The 18,270-nt window shown below is 69.6% G+C and carries 16 protein-coding genes and 2 pseudogenes; 9 read left to right on the plus strand and 9 right to left on the minus strand.

Translation table 11 applies throughout. The annotated features are described in order from the left end of the window. Nucleotides 1-441 (minus strand): annotated as a pseudogene (locus PGN37_RS26360) (GntR family transcriptional regulator); the annotation flags it as partial. Between the two features lie 155 nt (nucleotides 442-596). On the opposite strand from PGN37_RS26360, the pseudogene PGN37_RS26365 reads away from it, so the two are divergent. The 5 genes and pseudogenes from PGN37_RS26365 to PGN37_RS26385 all read left to right on the plus strand — a co-directional run. Beyond that, nucleotides 597-1,316 (plus strand): annotated as a pseudogene (locus PGN37_RS26365) (amino acid permease); the annotation flags it as partial. A gap of 58 nt (nucleotides 1,317-1,374) precedes the next feature. Beyond that, the gene (locus tag PGN37_RS26370; RefSeq protein WP_335333918.1) at nucleotides 1,375-2,079 is read left to right on the plus strand and encodes an amino acid permease; all 705 of its coding nucleotides are present in this window, start codon (nucleotides 1,375-1,377) and stop codon (nucleotides 2,077-2,079) included. Then, a complete protein-coding gene (locus PGN37_RS26375; RefSeq protein ID WP_335333919.1) occupies nucleotides 2,076-3,509 on the plus strand; it encodes an FGGY family carbohydrate kinase in 1,434 nt (477 codons plus the stop codon). Before PGN37_RS26370 ends, PGN37_RS26375 begins: the two co-directional genes overlap by 4 nt. An 8-nt stretch (nucleotides 3,510-3,517) precedes the next feature. Then, nucleotides 3,518-4,903 (plus strand): NAD(P)/FAD-dependent oxidoreductase, encoded by a 1,386-nt coding sequence (locus PGN37_RS26380; protein ID WP_335333920.1) that lies wholly within the window; start codon nucleotides 3,518-3,520, stop codon nucleotides 4,901-4,903. Then, nucleotides 4,900-6,132: an NAD(P)/FAD-dependent oxidoreductase gene (locus PGN37_RS26385; RefSeq protein ID WP_335333908.1), complete on the plus strand. Its 1,233-nt coding sequence runs from the start codon at nucleotides 4,900-4,902 to the stop codon at nucleotides 6,130-6,132. The genes PGN37_RS26380 and PGN37_RS26385 overlap by 4 nt, the downstream gene beginning before the upstream one ends. A gap of 42 nt (nucleotides 6,133-6,174) precedes the next feature. Here PGN37_RS26385 and PGN37_RS26390 read toward each other — a convergent pair whose 3' ends face one another. Genes PGN37_RS26390 through PGN37_RS26400 form a run of 3 tightly spaced genes read right to left on the minus strand, consistent with a single transcriptional unit; the run spans nucleotide 6,175 to nucleotide 9,785 of the window. Beyond that, nucleotides 6,175-7,611 (minus strand): vWA domain-containing protein, encoded by a 1,437-nt coding sequence (locus PGN37_RS26390; RefSeq protein ID WP_335333909.1) that lies wholly within the window; start codon nucleotides 7,609-7,611, stop codon nucleotides 6,175-6,177. Further along, on the minus strand, nucleotides 7,611-8,498 hold the full coding sequence (locus PGN37_RS26395; protein WP_335333910.1) for an AAA family ATPase: 888 nt from the start codon (nucleotides 8,496-8,498) through the stop codon (nucleotides 7,611-7,613). The genes PGN37_RS26390 and PGN37_RS26395 overlap by 1 nt, the downstream gene beginning before the upstream one ends. 15 nt (nucleotides 8,499-8,513) lie before the next feature. After that, nucleotides 8,514-9,785 carry a glutamate-5-semialdehyde dehydrogenase gene (locus PGN37_RS26400; protein ID WP_335333911.1) on the minus strand — a complete coding sequence of 424 codons (1,272 nt, stop codon included), beginning with the start codon at nucleotides 9,783-9,785 and terminating at the stop codon, nucleotides 8,514-8,516. A gap of 41 nt (nucleotides 9,786-9,826) precedes the next feature. Between PGN37_RS26400 and PGN37_RS26405 the strand changes: the two genes are divergently transcribed. Then, nucleotides 9,827-10,666 carry a PfkB family carbohydrate kinase gene (locus PGN37_RS26405; RefSeq protein ID WP_335333912.1) on the plus strand — a complete coding sequence of 280 codons (840 nt, stop codon included), beginning with the start codon at nucleotides 9,827-9,829 and terminating at the stop codon, nucleotides 10,664-10,666. On the opposite strand, the gene PGN37_RS26410 is transcribed toward PGN37_RS26405, so the two are convergent. After that, nucleotides 10,663-12,705 (minus strand): NAD(+) synthase, encoded by a 2,043-nt coding sequence (locus tag PGN37_RS26410; protein WP_335333913.1) that lies wholly within the window; start codon nucleotides 12,703-12,705, stop codon nucleotides 10,663-10,665. The two genes, PGN37_RS26405 and PGN37_RS26410, sit on opposite strands and share 4 nt — an antisense overlap. A 54-nt stretch (nucleotides 12,706-12,759) precedes the next feature. Here PGN37_RS26410 and PGN37_RS26415 point away from each other — a divergent pair, with 54 nt between their 5' ends. The 3 genes from PGN37_RS26415 to PGN37_RS26425 are packed head-to-tail and all read left to right on the plus strand — an operon-like array spanning nucleotide 12,760 to nucleotide 14,805. Beyond that, entirely contained in the window at nucleotides 12,760-13,302 is a 543-nt protein-coding gene (locus PGN37_RS26415; RefSeq protein ID WP_335333914.1) for a cysteine hydrolase family protein, read from the plus strand. Between the two features lie 46 nt (nucleotides 13,303-13,348). After that, the gene (locus PGN37_RS26420; RefSeq protein WP_335333915.1) at nucleotides 13,349-14,185 is read left to right on the plus strand and encodes an NAD-dependent protein deacetylase; all 837 of its coding nucleotides are present in this window, start codon (nucleotides 13,349-13,351) and stop codon (nucleotides 14,183-14,185) included. After that, nucleotides 14,182-14,805, plus strand: a complete 624-nt coding sequence (locus PGN37_RS26425) for a hypothetical protein (protein ID WP_442933028.1) — start codon at nucleotides 14,182-14,184, stop codon at nucleotides 14,803-14,805. Before PGN37_RS26420 ends, PGN37_RS26425 begins: the two co-directional genes overlap by 4 nt. On the opposite strand, the gene proB is transcribed toward PGN37_RS26425, so the two are convergent. From proB to rplU, 4 genes are all read right to left on the minus strand, one after another. After that, complete coding sequence (gene proB / locus PGN37_RS26430; protein WP_335333916.1) at nucleotides 14,802-15,902, minus strand: glutamate 5-kinase; 1,101 nt, start codon at nucleotides 15,900-15,902, stop codon at nucleotides 14,802-14,804. The two genes, PGN37_RS26425 and proB, sit on opposite strands and share 4 nt — an antisense overlap. Next, the gene (gene obgE / locus PGN37_RS26435; RefSeq protein ID WP_335333917.1) at nucleotides 15,899-17,341 is read right to left on the minus strand and encodes a GTPase ObgE; all 1,443 of its coding nucleotides are present in this window, start codon (nucleotides 17,339-17,341) and stop codon (nucleotides 15,899-15,901) included. The genes proB and obgE overlap by 4 nt, the downstream gene beginning before the upstream one ends. 97 nt (nucleotides 17,342-17,438) lie before the next feature. Beyond that, the gene (gene rpmA, locus PGN37_RS26440) at nucleotides 17,439-17,705 is read right to left on the minus strand and encodes a 50S ribosomal protein L27 (RefSeq protein WP_043410731.1); all 267 of its coding nucleotides are present in this window, start codon (nucleotides 17,703-17,705) and stop codon (nucleotides 17,439-17,441) included. A gap of 18 nt (nucleotides 17,706-17,723) precedes the next feature. After that, the gene (gene rplU / locus PGN37_RS26445) at nucleotides 17,724-18,047 is read right to left on the minus strand and encodes a 50S ribosomal protein L21 (RefSeq protein ID WP_046366659.1); all 324 of its coding nucleotides are present in this window, start codon (nucleotides 18,045-18,047) and stop codon (nucleotides 17,724-17,726) included. Between the last annotated feature and the right edge of the window lie 223 nt (nucleotides 18,048-18,270).

Raw genomic sequence — 18,270 nt, forward strand, 5'->3', positions numbered from 1 at the left:
GTGAGGTCGGCCGGAAGATACGTGGTCTCGAGAGCGAACGGCACGTCATCGACGCTGCGCAGCCGGTAGAACACGTGCACCGCGGCTCCGTCGGCGAGGTCCAGGGCACGCCGCACGGCAGGTTTGGCGGGCTGGTGTTCGGCCCACAACAGCTTGGCGGCCGGCCGCCGGCCCATGCGCGCCACCTCCTCGGAGAAGCTGCCGACGTGGAACCGGACGCGCGGGTTCAGCGACGAAGGTGCCCCGCGGCGGCTTCCGGTACACCGACCCTTCACTTTCCAACAGGGACAGCGCCTGGCGGGCGGTCATTCGGCTGACGCCGTGCTGTTCGGCCAGTTCACGCTCGGACGGCAGCAGGGTATGCGGCCCCAACTGCTCGGTGGCGATTCGGTCGCGGACGTCCGCGGCGATCGACATGTACAGCGGCGTGCCCGAAGCCATCCCGCCAGATTAGCCCCGCGAGCTGGGCTTCGATGCGTGTGACGGCTGGGTAAAAATTCGACTCCCGGATTGACGGGCGTCACATCTTTACCGATACTTTGGTTCAACCACATGGTCTATACCAAGCGCAACCCCCCGACAGCCCGGAGGCTTCCGTGACCCGTCCCGACTCCCGCGACTCGGCGGACCTCGCCCAGTTCGGCTACACCCAATCCCTGGAGCGGCGCACCGGCAGATTCGCCTCGTTCGCCGTCGCCTTCGCGTTCGTCTCGATCGCCACCGGCATCTTCACCACCTACGGCGCGGTGCTGAACAGCTCCGGCCCGGTGGGCATCTGGACCTGGCCGATCGCGGTCGTCGGACAGCTGGCCGTGGCGTTCGTACTCGGGGCGCTCGCCTCCCGCATCCCGGTCACCGGCTACCACTACCAGTGGATGTCGCGGCTGGCGAACCCCATCCTGGGCTGGATCATCGGCTGGATCTCGTTCACGTTCCTCGCGATCGTCGTGGTCGCCGTCGACTACACGATCGCCTCGACGATCCTGCCGGTGCTGCTCAACTACGAAGGCACCGCGACGATCGCGTGGGTCATGACCGCAGGGGTGCTCGTCCTGCAGGTCCTGCTGGTGGCGCTGTCCACCCCGTGGGCCGAGCGGGTGAACAACAGCCTGGTGACGCTGGAGCTCGTCGGGATGGCGCTGTTGACGGTGTTGCTGCTCGTCGTCGCCGCAGTGCGCGGCGACATCGACGTCGCGAACCTCGTCAGCAAGGGCGCGGTGGCGTCCGAGGGCTTCTGGAGCTTCGGAGACTGGACATCGGCCGGGCCGTGGATGCTCGGCTTCCTGCTGGGCGCGTTCACGATCGTGGGCTTCGAATCAGCCGCGAACCTCGCCGAGGAAACCCACGATCCCGAGCGCGTGGTGCCGCGGGCCCATGTGCAACGCGGTGCTGGCCTCCGGCGTGCTCGGCTTCGTGTTCCTCATCGCCGTCACGCTCGCCGCCGGCGACCCCGTCGCACTGGCCGAATCGGGCACCCCGATCGCCGACGTCATCAAGAACACGCTCGGCTCGGTGGTGGCGACGCTTCTGCTGCTCATGGTCGTGCTCGCGATCTTCGCGTGCGGGCTGGTCATCATGATCACCGGAGTCCGGCTCACCTGGGCGATGTCCCGCGACCGTCGCTTCCCCCGGCTGGCAGCAGTGGAACCAGATCTCGCCCCGCTTCCACACACCCCGTTCAAGGCCACCCTGCTGTACTTCGCGCTCGCGCAGCTGATCCTGGCGATCTTCGCCCATTCCGAGACCGCGCTGTTCACCCTCTTCAGCGCCGCGACACTCCTGCCTGCTGTGATGTACGCCTCGACGGTGGTGCTGTACTTGGTCAAACGCTCGTCGCTCCCCGTGAACGGCAAGTTCGACCTCGGCAAGTGGGAGATTCCGATCCTGGTGGTGGCAGTCGTCTGGCTGGCCTTCGAGCTGGCGCTGTTCCGCGATGCCGCGTTCGCGCAGGCGTGGGCCTACGTGCTGGTCATGGTTGCCATCGGCGCGGCCTACCTGATCTACCTGCTGGTCCGACACGGCCGCGCGGGACTCACGATGCCCGACATGACATCCATCGACGCCGAGCTGCGGGAGTGAGCGCAGCGATCCTGGCGATCGACCAGGGCACCTCAGGCACCAAGGCCGTCGTCGCCGACGACCGCGGCGCGGTTCGCGCGACGGCCGAGGTCCCGCTGCGGCCCGACTACCTGCCCGGCGGCGGCGTCGAACAGGACCCCGAGGCGCTGTTCGCGAGCGTCGTCACCGCCGGGCGCCGTGCGCTCGCCGACGCCGGCGTCCCCGTGACGGCGGTGGCGCTGGCCAACCAGGGCGAGACCGTGCTCGCGTGGGACCGCACCACCGGCGCTCCGCTGACCCCGGCGATCGTGTGGCAGGACCGGCGCGCCGAGGCGCTGTGTGGATCGCTGGTCGAACACGGAGCGCGCATCGCGATGCGCACCGGCCTCGTTCTCGACCCCTACTTCTCGGCACCCAAGATGGCCTGGCTGCGCGCCGAACTGACCCGCGACGGCGTCGTCACCACCACCGACACCTGGCTGGTGCACCGGCTCTGCGGCGCGTTCGTCACCGACGCCGCGACGGCGAGCCGCTCGCTGCTGACATCGCTGGACCAGGCGGGTCAGGACCCGGGATGGGACCCGGAGCTCGTCGCGCTGTTCGGGCTCACCGATGAGCCGATGCCCGAGATCGTGTCCTGCGATCAGATCGTCGGGCACACCGACGTGTTCGGGCCGACGCTGCCGGTCGGCGGGCTGATCGTCGACCAGCAGGCCGCGCTGCTCGCCGAGCGCTGCCTGGAACCCGGATCGGCGAAATGCACGTACGGCACCGGCGCGTTCCTGCTGGCGCAGCTCGGCACCGACCCGGTGCGATCGCAGTGGGGGTTGACGACGTCGGTGGCGTGGCGGCTGCGCGACGAGACCGCGTTCTGCGTCGACGGCCAGGTCTACACCGCGGCGTCAGCGGTGCGGTGGGCCGTCGATCTCGGTCTGGTGCCCGCAGCCGACCAGCTCGACGCGGTGGCCGCGGACTCGAGCGACGGTGTGATCTGCGTGCCGGCGCTGGCCGGGCTCGCGGCACCGTGGTGGAACGCCGCGGCCACCGCCAGCTTCACCGGGATGACCCTGTCCAGTACCCGCGGGCATCTGGTTCGGGCGCTGATGGAGGGGGTAGCCGCACAGGTGACCGCGCTGACCGAACTCGTGTCCGCCGACCTCGGGCGTCCGCTGACACGACTGCGGGTCGACGGAGGTCTCACCCGGTCCGAGGTGCTGATGCAGGCACAGGCCGATCTGGCCCAGCTCCCGGTCGAGGTGTATCCGTCGGCGCACGCCACCGCGCTCGGCGCTGCTGCATGTGCCCGTCTCGCCATCCAACCCGGTCTCGCCGTCGGTGACGCCGTTGGCGCCTGGACACCGCAACGCACGTATGAACCGCGCTGGCCGGCCGAGCGCGCCGCCGACTTCCTGGCCCGCTGGCGGCGCGCCGTCGAGGAGACCAACGAATGACTTCTGTAATGAGTGCCGAATTCGTCACCGACGTTGCCGTCGTCGGCGCCGGCATCGTCGGCGCCGCGATCGCCCGTGCGCTCGCCGGCACCTCGCTGTCCGTCGCGCTCGTCGAGGCCCGCGACGACGTCGGCGACGGCACCAGTAAGGCCAACACCGCGTTGCTGCACACCGGGTTCGACGCCACCCCGGGGACTGTGGAGTCCCGGCTCGTCGCCCGTGGCTACGACCTCCTCGGCGACTACGCGGAGCGGACCGGAATCCCGGTCGAGCGCACCGGAGCCATGCTGGTCGCCTGGACGCAGGAGGAAGTCGACGCGCTTCCCGGCCTGATGGTCAAGGCCGAGGCAAACGGCTACCGCGACTGCGGCCTCCTGAGCGCCGACGAGGTCTACCGCCGAGTGCCCGCTCTCGGGCCGGGCGCGATGGCCGGACTGAGCGTGCCCGGCGAATCCATCATCTGCACGTGGACCACCAACCTCGCCCTGGCCACCGATGCGGTGGCGCGCGGCGCGACGCTGGTGCGCGGCGCCCGGGTGACTGCGGCGGTACCCGGCGCCGAGTTCACCACCCTGCAGACCACGCGCGGCGAAATGCGCGCCCGCTGGGTGATCAACGCCGCCGGGCTGGGCGCCGATCACCTCGACGCCGAGTTCGGTCACCGACGTATCACCGTGACACCGCGGCGCGGTGAGTTGTTGGTGTTCGACAAGCTGGCGCGGCCCATGGTGCCGATGATCGTGCTCGCCGTCCCGTCCTCGCGGGGCAAGGGCGTGCTGGTCAGCCCGACCATCTACGGCAACGTGATGGTCGGCCCGACGTCGGAGAACCTGACCGACCGCACCGCGACCGGCACCTCCGAGAAGGGCCTGGACTTCCTCACGAGCAAGGGTCGCGCGCTGATGCCCGCCCTGTTCGACGAGGAGGTCACCGCGACGTATGCCGGGCTGCGGGCGGCCAGTAATCACGACGACTACGTGATCGATCTCGACGCCGCCGCGCGCTACGTCCTGGTGGGCGGAATCCGGTCCACCGGACTGACGTCGGGAATGGCGGTGGCCGAGTACGTGTCGGGTCTGCTCGCCGAGGCCGGCGTCGACGTTTCCGAGCGGGACGAGTTGCCGCCGCCACCGCGGATGCCGAACATCGGCGAGATCGGTGTGCGGCCGTATCAGGACTCCCAACGCATCGCCACCGACCCCGACTACGGCCGGCTGGTCTGCTTCTGCGAACGCGTGAGCGTCGGCGAGATCCGGGACGCCTTCGAATCCCCCATTCCGCCAGCAGATCTCGACGGTCTGCGGCGCCGCACCCGGGTGATGAACGGGCGATGCCAGGGCTTCTACTGCGGCGCACACACCGCGGAACTACTGGCTCAGGGGACGGCGCGATGAGCACGGTTGCGATCATCGGCGGCGGCCCCTCCGGGCTCACTGCCGCCGCCGCGCTGGCACCCAGCGTGGACGGTGAGGTGCTGGTGCTCGAACGGGAGAGCCAGACCGGCGGAATCCCCCGCCACAGCGATCATCTCGGCTACGGAATGCGGGATCTGCACCGGTTCGTCTCCGGGCCTGCCTACGCGCGACGGCTGACCGCGATGGCCGCCGAGGCGGGTGCGACCCTGGAAACCGAAGCGATGGTGACGGGCTGGGCCGGCGAGCGCACCCTTCAGATCACCTCGCCGCGCGGCGTACGGACCGTCACCGCGGACGCAGTGATCCTCGCGACGGGTGCCCGGGAACGACCCCGCCCAGCGCGGCTCATCGCCGGTGACCGGCCCGACGGCGTGTACACCACGGGTCAGCTGCAGAACCTCGTGCACCTGCATCACGGCCAGGTCGGAACCCGCGCCGTCATCGTCGGCGCCGAACTGGTCAGCTGGTCGGCGGTGCTGACACTGCGGGAAGCCGGATGCTCGACGGTGGCCATGGTCAGCCGGTATCCGCACGCAGAGGCGTACGCCGCGTTCCGCGTTCCAGGCCGCGCGCTGATGTCCGGCCCGGTGCTGACGAACAGCAGGCTCGTCGCCGTCAACGGTAAAGGCAGGGTCTCGTCGGTCACCGTCGAACGCAGCGGCGTGCGCCACGACATCGCCTGCGACACCGTCGTGTTCACCGGTGACTGGATTCCGGACCACGAGTTGGCCCGCACCGGCGGCCTCGAGATGGATCCGGGCACCCGCGGCCCTTCCGTCGACGCCGCGTTGCGGACCAGCCGGCCCGGCGTCTTCGCGGTCGGAAACCTGTTGCACCCCGTCGACACGGCCGACGGCGCCGCGCTCGACGGCCGCCACGTCGCCGCGCCGGTGCGGCAGTGGTTACGCACCGGCGGCACGGCCGAACCCGTACACAGCGCGGCCCGCATCCGGGCCGAGGCCCCGCTGACCTGGGTTGCACCGCAACGGGTGTCGACGGTCGGTGGGAACGCACCGCGGGGCGACATGCTGCTGTGGACCGACGAATACCGTCGGCTGCCCGCGCTGCGCGCGATCCAGGACGGGCGCGTCGTCGGCACCGCCCGCACGCTGTGGCCGGCAGCGCCGGGGCGGGTGTACCGGGCGCCGTGGTCGCTGGTCGCGGGGGCGGACCCCAAGGGCGGCGAGGTCACGGTCTCCTTCGCCTGACCCCGGTCGCGAGTGTGCGATTTCATCCGCACACTCGCGGCGCTAGACCGGCAGGAGGGAGTCGATCACCGAGGCCAGCTGCTTGGCCGATCGGCACTCGTGCATCGCGATGACGTCGGTGTACCGCGGCACTGCGGAGTCGCCGCTGCCCCACAGATGCTTCGGCTCGGGGTTGAGCCAGTGCGCGTGGCGGCTCGCATTCACCATGTGGGCCAGCAGATCGGCCTCGGGATTGCGGTAGTTGTTGCGGGCGTCGCCGAGCACCAGCAGCGAACTGCGGGGCGAGAGCACCGTCGGATACTTGTCCATGAACGACACGAACGCGTGGCCGTAGTCGGAGTGCCCGTCGCGGGTGTACACACCCGCTTCCCGGGTGATGCGCTGCACCGCCACCGCCAGATCGGCATCGGGACCGAACAGTTCGGTCACCTCGTCAGTGGTGTCGATGAACGCGAACACCCGAACCCGCGAGAACTGCTGGCGCAGAGCATGAACGAGCAGCAGCGTGAAATGGCTGAACCCCGCGACGGAACCGGAGACATCGCACAGCACCACGAGCTCGGGCCGGGCCGGGTGCGGCTTCTTGAGCACCACGTCGATCGGCACGCCGCCGGTGGACATCGATTTGCGCAGCGTCTTGCGAAGGTCGATCTCGCCGGCACGCGAACGGCGCCGCCGGGCAGCGAGCCGGCTGGCGAGCGTGCGCGCCAGCGGTGCGACCACGCGGCGCATCTGACGCAGCTGTTCGCCTGAGGCGCGCAGGAATTCGACGTTCTCGGCCAGCTGCGGCACACCGTAGGTCTGTACGTGCTCACGCCCGAGCTGCTCGGCGGTGCGCCGCTTGGTCTCCGCCTCGACCATCTTCCGCAGCTGCGCGATCCGTTGCGCAGCAAGCGCTTTGGCGATCTGCTGCTGGGTGGGGGTCGGTTCCTCGCCGTAAGGCGCCAGCAGACCGGCGAGCAACCGGCCCTCCAGGCTGTCCAGGCTCATCGCCTTGAGCGCCTGATACGACGAGTACGACGGTCCCCGGCTGGAGTTGTACCGGCCGTAGGCTTCGACGATCTGAGCGATCATCGCCGCGAGCCTGTCGTCGAGGTCGCCGGCGTCCTGCTGCTCGGACAGCAGGTCGAGCAGCGTCTGCCGCATCGCCTCGGCGTCGTCGGGCGGCACGCTCTGGCTGTCGGTCGACTCGTCGGCCAGCACCGTGCGCGATCCCAGCGCCGGCGGGAAGTAGAGGTCGAACAGCGCGTCGTAGGTGTCGCGGTGATCGGGGCGGCGCAACACCGCGCACGCGATGCCCTCTCGCAGCGCGAGCCGATCGGCCATGCCGAGCACCGTCATCACCCGTCCCGCATCCACGGTTTCCGACGGCCCCACCGCAATACCCGCAGAGCGCAGCGCCTCGACGAACTCGACCAGATGACCCGGAATCCCGTGCGGGGCCAGGGGTTGCGGCGGGCGTGTGCGACGCGGGGCCATCAGTTGAGCCTCAGCTCCCCGGCGGCCTTGACCTGATCGGACTGGTGTTTGAGGACCACGCCCAGCGTCGCGGCGATCACCTCGTCGTCGATGGTGTCCAGGCCCAGTGCCAGCACGGTGCGCGCCCAGTCGATGGTCTCGGCCACCGACGGCACCTTCTTGAGCGCCATCGCGCGCAGCACGCCGACGATGCGGACCAGTTCCTCCGCCAAGCGCTCGGGCAGTTCGGGCACCCGCGAGAGCAGGATGCGGCGCTCCAGGTCGGGATCGGGGAAGTCGATGTGCAGAAACAGGCAGCGGCGCTTGAGCGCTTCGGACAGCTCGCGCGTCGCGTTGGAGGTCAGCACCACCAGCGGTTTGCGTTCGGCGACGATCGTGCCGAGTTCGGGCACGGTGACCGCGAAATCACTGAGCACCTCGAGCAGCAGACCTTCGATCTCGATGTCGGCCTTGTCCGTCTCGTCGATCAGCAGCACGGTCGGCTCGGTGCGCCGGATGGCGGTCAGCAGCGGCCGCGACAGCAGGAACTCCTCGGAGAACACGTCGGTCTTGGTCTGGTCCCAGTCGCCCGCACCACCCTGGCTGCCGGTCTGGATGCGCAGGATCTGCTTGGCGTGGTTCCACTCATAGAGGGCGCGCGCCTCGTCGACGCCCTCGTAGCACTGCAACCGCACCAAGCCCGAGCCGGTGGCCTGGGCGATGGCCCGGGCCAGTTCGGTCTTGCCGACGCCTGCGGGCCCTTCGACCAGCAGCGGCTTCTCCAGCCGGTCGGCGAGGAACACCGCGGTCGCGGTCGCCGTATCCGGCAGGTACCCGGTCTCGGCCAGTCGGCGTGCGACGTCGTCGATGTCGGCGAACAGCGGCGCTGGGCGCGCGGGGACACTCACAGTGGTTCTCCTTGCTCAGGCCGGACGGGTCTGACCGTCGCCCCAGACGATCCATTTGGTCGAGGTCAACTCGGGGAGCCCCATCGGTCCCCGGGCGTGCAGCTTCTGCGTCGAGATGCCGATCTCCGCGCCGAAGCCGAACTGCTCCCCGTCGGTGAACGAGGTCGAGGCGTTCACCATCACCGCGGCGGCGTCGACGCGCTCGGTGAAGCGTTGCGCCGCAGCCAGATCCGTGGTCACGATGGCCTCGGTGTGGCCCGTGCCGTAGGTGTTGACGTGCTCGATCGCGGCGTCGACACCGTCGACGACAGCGAGCGCGATGTCCATGGACAGGAACTCGGCGCGCAGCTCGTCCTCTGACGGGTCGGCGTGCACCGTGACGCCGGCGGACTGCAGCGCGTCGGTCAGACGTGGCACCGCGACATCGGCGACCGCCGCGTCGATCAGCAGGGTCTCGGCGGCGTTGCACACACTGGGCCTGCGGGTCTTGGCGTTGAGCACGATCGACTCGGCCATGTCGAGATCGGCGGAGGCGTGCACGTAGACGTGGCAATTGCCGACACCGGTCTCGATCGTGGGCACCTGCGCGTCGCGCACCACCGCGTCGATCAGCCCGGCCCCACCGCGCGGGATCACCACGTCCACCAGGCCGCGCGCCTGGATCAGGTGCGTGACGCTGGCGCGGTCCGCGCTGGGCAGCAGCTGCACCGCGTCGGGATCGAGTCCCTCGGCCTGCAGGGCGGCGCGCAGGGCCTCGACCAGGGCGGCGTTCGACCGGGCGGCTGACGAGCTGCCGCGCAGCAGGACGGCGTTGCCGGATTTCAGCGTCAGACCGAAGGCGTCGACGGTGACGTTGGGGCGGCCTTCGTAGACGATGCCGACGACGCCGAGCGGGACGCGTTGCTGCCGCAGCTGGAGGCCGTTGGGCAGCGTGCGTCCGCGCAGCACCTCGCCGACGGGGTCGGGCAGCGCCGCGACCTGACGGAGTCCGTCGGCGATGCCGTCCACCCGGGTCGGGGTCAGCGCCAGCCGGTCGAGCATGGAATCCGGGGTGCCGGCGTCACGCGCGGCGGCCAGGTCCGATTCGTTCGCCTCCAGAATCGCGCGGGTGCTCAGGAGAAGGTGATCGGCGGCGGTGTGCAGCGCCCGGTTCTTGGTCTCGGTGCTCAGGGTCGCCAGGTCGCGCGACGCGGTACGGGCGCGCCGGGCGGCGTCGTGCACCTGCCCACGCAGGCCGTCGGAGGCCCCGGGCGTGCCCGCACTGCGTTCCGGTGCGTGCAGACTCATCCGCCCAGCGTAGCGTTGCCGCGGTGGCGAGGATCTGCGTGGTGGGCAGTGTCAATGCCGACCTCACCTTCACCGTCGAGACACTTCCCGAGCCGGGCGAGACCGTGCTGGCGTCGGCGCTGTCGACGAACCCCGGCGGCAAGGGCGGAAACCAGGCTGTGGCCGCGGCGCGAGCCGGCGCGACGGTGCGGCTCGTCGCCGCCCTCGGCAGCGACGCGGCGGCCAGTGACCTGCGCGCGCACCTAAGCCGCAACGACGTCGACGTGCGGACCGTCATGGAGGTTCCGGGCCCGAGCGGGTCCGCCGCGATCCTCGTCGACTCCGGCGCCGAGAACTGCATCGTGGTGGCGCCGGGCGCCAACGCACACCTGAGCCTGACATCGGCCGAGGTCCGGTCCGTGATCGCCGACAGCGACGTCGTGCTGATCTCGCTGGAGATCCCGATCGCCACCGCGATCGCCGCGGCGGGAGTGGGACGCGACGGCGGCGCGGTCGTGATGGTCAACGCCTCCCCCGCGCTCGCCGACCCCGGGCACCGCACGCAGCTGGCCGACCGCGCCGATGTCGTCGTCGTCAACGAGACGGAGGCCTCCGACTGGCGCGACACCCCGGTGCCCCACCTGGTCATCACGCGCGGCGCCGACGGCGCACGGCACGTGACCGACGGCGCCACCGACGACGTGCCCGCTCCTGCGGTCGAGCCGGTCGACACCACGGGTGCGGGTGACGTGTTCGCCGGCGTGCTGGCCGCGGCGTGGCCGGCGGGCGCCGACGTGGCCCTGCGCCGCGCGTGCGCCGCGGGTGCGCTGGCCACGCTGGTGCCCGGGGCCGGTGACTGCGCTCCGACCCGCGAGGCGATCGACGACCTGGTGCAGGACTAACCCGCAGGCACGCAGCGCTCGATCTCGTCGAGCCAGGTGCGCGCCGACATGTCCGAGGGGGCCCGCCAGTCGCCGCGCGGTGACAGCGAACCGCCGGCCGAGACTTTCGGCCCGTTGGGCAGCGCCGAACGTTTGAACTGGCTGAACGAGTAGTAGCGCTGCGCGAAAACCTCGAGCCAGTGCCGGATCTCGCCGATCGTGTACGACGGACGCTCGTGCTCGGGGATGCCGACCGGCCAGTCCCCCTGCTCGGCGTCGCGCCACGCATGCCAGGCCAGGAATGCCACCCGCGAGGGCCGGAAGCCGTAGCGCAGTACCTGGAAGAGCGAAAAGTCCTGCAGCACATACGGACCCACTTTGCCCTGGCTGCTCTGGATCTCTTCGTCCTCACCCGCGGGCACCAGCTCGGGGCTGATCTCGGTGTCCAGCACGTCGGCCAGCACGTCGTTGACCGCGCCGTCGAACTGCTTCGACGAGATCACCCAGCGGATCAGATGCTGGATCAACGTCTTGGGCACCCCGCCGTTGACGTTGTAGTGCGACATCTGGTCACCCACGCCGTAGGTGGACCAGCCCAGCGCCAGCTCGGACAGGTCGCCGGTACCCAGCACGATGCCGCCGCGATAGTTGGCCAGCCGGAACAGGTAATCGGTGCGCAGGCCGGCCTGCACGTTCTCGAACGTGACGTCGTAGACCTTCTCCCCGCGGGAGAACGGATGGCCGAGCTCTGTGAGCATCAACTCTGCGGTGGCCTTGATGTCGAGGGTCTCGAACGTGACACCGAGCGCTTCGGCGAGCCGCGTCGCGTTGCTCCTGGTGCGCTCTCCGGTGGCGAAGCCGGGCATGGTGTAGGCCAGGATGTCGCTGCGCGGGCGGTCTTCCCGGTCCATCGCGCGCGCTGCGACGATCAGCGCGTGGGTCGAGTCCAGCCCGCCCGACAGGCCCAACACGACCTTCGGGTACCTCAGCGCCCGCAGCCGCTGTTCGAGTCCGGAGACCTGGATGTTGTAGGCCTCGTAGCAGTCCTGCTCGAGACGAGCCGGGTCGTTGGGTACGAACGGGAAACGCTCGACCTCGCGGCGCAGCCCGATGTCGCCGTCGGGCGGATTCAGTGTGAACTCGATGCGCCGGTAGGAGTCGTCGTCGATGAGATGGTGGCGCCTGTTGTCGTCGAACGAGCCCATGCGGGTGCGTTCATTGCGCAGCAACTGGAGATCCACGTCGGCCACAGAACGCCGCTCCCCCTTGGGGAAACGCTCGGACTGCGCCAGACACACCCCGTTCTCCCAGATCATGGTCTGCCCGTCCCATGCCAGATCCGTCGTCGATTCCCCTTCTCCGGCAGCGGCATACACGTAGGCGGCCAGGCACCGCGACGACGCGGAGCGCGCGAGCAAGGAGCGATCCTCGGCCCGGCCGATCGTGATCGGGCTCCCCGAGAGGTTCGCCAGCACCGTCGCACCCGCCAGCGCAGCCTCGGCGCTGGGTGGCACGGGAACGAACATGTCTTCGCAGATCTCCACGTGCAGAACGAAGTTCGGGAGATCGTCCGCGGCGAACAGCAGATCGGGTCCGAACGGCACGGTGACTCCCCCGACCCGGATGTCACCGCTCTCGTCGTCGCCCGCGGCGACCTGACGCTTCTCGTAAAACTCCCGGTAGTTCGGCAGATAGGACTTGGGGACCACCCCGAGGATCACGCCCCGGTGGATGACGACGGCGGTGTTGTAGATGCGGTTGCGGTGCCGCAGTGGGGCTCCGACGACGAGCACCGGCAACAGAGATGCCGAGCCCGCCACGACCTCAGCGACGGCGGTGTCGACGGCCTCGAGCAGGGCGTCCTGCATCACGATGTCGTCGATCGAATACCCCGACAGCGTCAGCTCGGGAAACACCGCGAGGCCGACGTTGTCGTCATGGCACTCGCGCGCGATCCGCAGCACCGATTCCGCGTTCGCGGCCGGATCGGCCAGCGTCGTGTGATGGGTACAGGCGGCGATGCGGGCGAACCCCTGCCGATACGCCGAGTAAAAGTCCATGGTTCATTGTGTCCCCGAAGTGTCCCCGTCCGATCGCTGGGTACGCGCGAGGTCATGAGCACCACAGCAATCCTGGTCATCGACATGATGAACACGTACCGACATCCCGACGCCGACAAGCTGATCCCGCATGTCGAGCCCGTCGTCGAGCCGCTGAGCGGACTCGTGGCCGAGGCCCACGAGCGCGACGACGTGGAGCTGATCTACGTCAACGACAACTACGGAGACTTCAGCGCCGAATTCAGCGACATCGTCCGCGAAGCACTGGAGGGCGAGCGGCCCGATCTGGTGAAGCCGATCGTTCCGCAGCAGGGCCTTCGGGTGATGACGAAGGTGCGCCACAGCGCGTTCTACGCCACGTCGCTGGCGTATCTGCTGAGCCAGCTGAAACCCGAACGGCTCGTGCTGACCGGTCAGGTCACCGAGCAGTGCGTCCTCTACACCGCGCTGGACGCCTATGTGCGGCACTTCCCGGTCGTGGTCCCGCGTGACGCCGTCGCCCACATCGACCCGGACCTCGGCGACGCAGCGCTGCAGATGATGGAGCAGAACATGCGTGCCGAGATCCTCGACGGCGCCGACCAGTGTCTCCGTTGACCGTCTCTGAGCTGCACCGATCGCGCCCACACCTATCCTCGATGTCGTGGAGTCCCCCGAACTGGTCGCCGTGCTGCGCGGCCGTCGCATCGCCGTCCTGACCGGCGCCGGCATGTCGACGGACTCGGGTATCCCGGACTACCGAGGGCCCGACTCCCCGCCGGCCAACCCGATGACGATCCGGCAGTTCACGTCGGACCCGGTATTCCGGCAGCGCTACTGGGCCCGCAACCACGTCGGGTGGCGGCACATGGACGAACGCAGGCCCAATGCCGGGCACCGCGCGCTGGCTGCCCTGGAGCGGACCGGCATCGTCTCCGGTGTGATCACCCAGAACGTCGACCTGCTGCACACCAAGGCGGGCAGCCGTGCCGTGATCGACCTGCATGGCACCTACGTGCACGTGGTGTGTCTGCAGTGCGGTGGCGGCATGTCCCGCACCGCGCTGGACGACATGCTCGAGGCGGCCAATCCCGGGTTCCGGGAGCGGGTGGGGAGCCTGGACAGCATCGCCGTCGCGCCGGACGCCGATGCCATCGTGGGCGACACCTCGGGCTTCCGGATCGTCGACTGCCCCCGCTGCGGCGGCATGCTCAAACCCGACATCGTGTATTTCGGCGAGAGCGTGCCGAAACCGCGGGTGGACGAGGCGTACGCGATGGTCGACGACGCCGAGGCGCTGTTGGTCGCCGGTTCGTCGCTGACGGTGTACTCCGGCTACCGCTTCGTGCGGCACGCGGCGGCGCGCGGCATCCCGATCGCGATCGTCAACCGCGGCCGTACCCGCGGCGACGACCTGGCGACCGTGACGATCGACAACGGGTGCTCACCGATGCTGGCACTGCTCGCCGACGAACTACCGGCCTTGGCGAGCCCGGTGTGAGCGTGGTGACCTCGCTGCTGCCGAGCGGGCAGCGGCCGCCATCCGGACCGGCATCGCAGCGGTGGGGCCTCGGCGTCGGCGACGCGGTGGCCGCGCTCAGCCGTCTGCCCGACCCGCTGCAGAGAGCGGTCCGCATGCTCAACCATTTCGGCGGGCTGGCCGTCAGCGGTGACGAGGTCGAGTTCGACGGCGACTCCGTCGACTGGTCCGACGTCGTCGACATCGAAACCCACAGTCTGGTCGGCTATCTGCTGACCGACGCGCTCCAGGCACAGGTCAACCGACTTCCTGTGCCGCGCTTCCCTTTCCGGAAGCAACTCCTCGGTCTGGCATCCGACGCCGTGTTGACCGCGGCCGTGGCCGCGGTGGGCGGCCCACTGTCGAGCCTGCTCGACGTGAGGGTCCCCGCCGAGGTCAACTACCGCGGCAGACTGCGCAACCGCACGCTCTCGGCCGGTGTGCTCGCCACACTGCTACTCGCCGATCCCGCCGTGCGCGCCGCGGTCGTCGAGACGGCGTCCGCGCACGGGGTGCCGGTGCGGCGCGCCAACGACGACGCCATCGACGCCGCCGAGCGCCGCGCACAATGGCTCGAGAACTGGGTCAGGGACCGCTTCTAGACCGCGACCAGGTCGTCGGCGTGCACGACGGGGCGCCGCAGCTCGGCGGGCAGAGCAGATGTCGACTGGCCCAGCATGGTCGCCAGTTCCGCGGCGTCGTAGGCCACCACGCCCCGAGCCACCATCGTCGCGTCGCTGCTACGCAGCTCGACGACATCGCCGCCCGAGAACCGCCCTGCCACAGCCGTGATGCCGGCCGGGAGCAGCGAACGGCGCCGCCGCACAACGGCATCCACCGCACCGTCATCCAGCGTCAGCGCCCCGGCCGACTCGGCTGCATAACGCACCCAGAAGCGGCGCGCCGACATCCGTTCGGCGCGGGGGGCGAAGACAGTGCCCACCGACGCATCCTTCAGCGCGGCGGCGGCATCGGCAGCCGCAGCCAGCAGCACCGGTACCCCGGCATCGGAGGCCAGCAGCGCGGCGGAGAGCTTGGACTCCATGCCGCCGGTACCGAGGTGGCTGCCCCGCCCCGCCGTCACCCCGGCCAGATCGTCGGGCCCGGCGACTTCGGGGATGAATCGCGCGTCCGCTTTCCGCGGATCACTGTCGTAGAGGCCGTTGACGTCGGAGAGCAGGATCAGTGCGTCGGCGCCCACGAGGTGCGCGACGAGCGCGGAGAGGCGGTCGTTGTCACCGAACCGGATCTCGTTGGTGGCCACGGTGTCGTTCTCGTTCACGATCGCGACGGCATGCAGCGCGCGCAGCCGGTCGAGGGTGCGCTGAGCGTTGGTGTGCTGCACCCGCATCGAGATGTCGTGCGCGGTGAGCAGGACCTGGCCGACGGTGCGCTGGTAGCGCGCGAACGCCGTGCTCCACGAATTGACCAGGGCCACTTGACCGACGCTCGCCGCGGCCTGCTTGGTCGCCAGATCGGTGGGCCGCCTCGTCAGGCCCAGCGGCTCGATCCCGGCGGCGATCGCACCCGAGGACACGATCACCAGATCCGAGCCCGCCTTCATCCGCGCTTCGAACGCGTCGACGAGCTCATAGAGCCTGCTGCTGTCGAATTCGCCTGTCGGCGTGGTCAATGCGGTGGTACCGATCTTGACGACCACCGATCGTGCGGTGCGAACCGCCTCGCGGTGGCGGCTCATTCGGGGTGACTCTCCCGACGTGCCTTTCTCGCCGCTTTGCGCTCGTCGGCCGACACGCGATCGTTCTGTTCGAGTCGGATGTCGGTGCCGCGACCGGACAGGTGCACGTCGACGCCTGCGGGGGTCTGCGGTTCCCAGTCGAACGTCATGTCGCCGATGGTCACCGCGCAGCCGGGGCGGGCGCCGAGCTTGAGAAGTTCGTCCTCGACACCCAGGCGCGCCAACCGGTCACCGAGGTATCCGACGGCTTCGTCGTTCTCGAAGTTGGTCTGCGCCACCCAGCGCTGCGGGCGGGTGCCGCGCACGACGAAGCCGCCCTGCCCGTCCGGTGCGACAGAGAACGAGGTCTCGTCGACCGGCACGGGCCGAATCACCGGGCGTCGCGGCACGACCTCGGGTTGCGCCGCACGATAGGCCGCGACCATGTCCCACAGTGCGAACGTCAACGGCCGCAGACCTTCTCGGGCCACGGTGGACACCTCGAAGACCGGCCACCCGAACGTCGAAGCGATCTCCTCGGACACGAAATCGGCGAGCTCGCGCGCGTCCGGCACGTCGATCTTGTTGAGCACCACCGCGCGTGGCCGCTCGGCGAGGTCCACGAGCGTGGTGTCACCCTGCAGTGTCGGGGTGTAGGCGGCGATCTCGGCTTCCAGCGCCTCGATGTCGGAGACCGGGTCGCGACCGGGTTCCAGTGTCGCGCAGTCGACCACGTGCACGAGCACCGCGCACCGTTCGATGTGGCGCAGGAAGTCGAGTCCCAGTCCGCGACCTTCGGAGGCGCCGGGGATCAGTCCGGGGACGTCGGCGACGGTGAACGTGTGGTCGCCGGCGGACACCACTCCGAGGTTCGGAGCGAGTGTGGTGAACGGGTAATCGGCGATCTTGGGCTTGGCCGCCGAGATCGCCGACACCAGCGAGGACTTGCCGGCCGACGGGAATCCGACGAGCCCGACGTCGGCGACGGTCTTGAGTTCGAGGGTGAGGTCGCGGACCTCGCCCTTCTCGCCGAGCAGCGCGAAGCCGGGGGCCTTGCGGGCTCGCGACGCGAGTGCGGCGTTGCCGAGCCCTCCGCGACCGCCCGCGGCCGCCTCGAAGCGGGTACCGGGGCCGACGAGGTCGGCCAGCAGCCGGCCCTGCTCGTCGAGCACCACGGTGCCGTCGGGCACCTTGACCTCGAGATCGGCGCCCGCCGCGCCGTCGCGGTTGCTTCCGGCGCCCTGCTTACCCGACGGGGCCACCACATGGGGGTGGAAATGGAAGTCGAGGAGGGTGTGCACCTGCGGGTCGACGACGAACACGATGCTGCCGCCGCGCCCGCCGTTGCCGCCGTCGGGGCCGCCGAGGGGTTTGAACTTCTCTCGGTGCACCGATGCGCAGCCGTTGCCGCCGTTACCCGCCCGGGCGTGAATCACCACGCGGTCGACGAAACGGGTCATCGATGTCCTCCTCTCTCAGTGCCGAAACCGACGATTGGGCGCCACAGTACGAGTGTGTCTGGCGCCAAAACGTCTATCTCGACGTCGGAGAAAGAAGTCAGGCGTCGGTGCGGGTCACCCGCACGATGTTGACGTACTTGCGGCCACGCTTGGTGCCGAACTCGACCGCACCCGGCGCCGTGGCAAACAGGGTGTCGTCACCGCCACGGCCGACGTTGACGCCGGGGTGGAAGTGGGTGCCGCGCTGACGGACCAGGATCTCGCCGGCCTTGACGACCTGCCCGCCGAAACGCTTCACGCCGAGCCGCTGGGCGGCTGAGTCGCGACCGTTGCGTGAGCTGGAAGCGCCCTTCTTGTGTGCCATGTCTTGTCGCTCCCGTCGCTACTTGATGCCGGTGACCTTGAGGACCGTCAGCTGCTGACGGTGCCCCTGGCGCTTGTGATAGCCGGTCTTGTTCTTGAACTTGTGGATGCGGATCTTGGGACCCTTGGTGTGCTCGAGGACCTCGCCGGTGACCGCGACCTTCTCCAGCGCCTTCGCGTCGGTGGTCACATCGGCTCCGTCGACGACGAGAGCCACCGGCAGCGACACCGTGCCACCGGGCTCGACGTCGAGCTTCTCCACCTTGACGATGTCACCGGCGGCGACCTTGTACTGCTTGCCACCGGTCTTGACGATCGCGTACGTGGCTTTCTGCGCTGCCATCGTTGGTCATCCTCTACTTCGCGTGCGGGCGCGCATCACCTGACGGTCTGCGTGCGGATCTTGGTGCGGGATCTGCCATCCCTGCCTCGGGCCGGCCATGGCAGGCCCTGGAGACAACTGCTCAAGGTTACGTGAGCAGCGGGTTGAGGGTCAAACCGCTCAGTCGTGAGCGGGTGGCCCGGCCGGACGTGCCGCGGCGCGCCGACGCTGCCGCACGGGCGGT

Source organism: Mycobacterium kyogaense (genome assembly GCF_036946525.1).
Taxonomy (GTDB): Bacteria; Actinomycetota; Actinomycetes; order Mycobacteriales; family Mycobacteriaceae; genus Mycobacterium; species Mycobacterium kyogaense_A.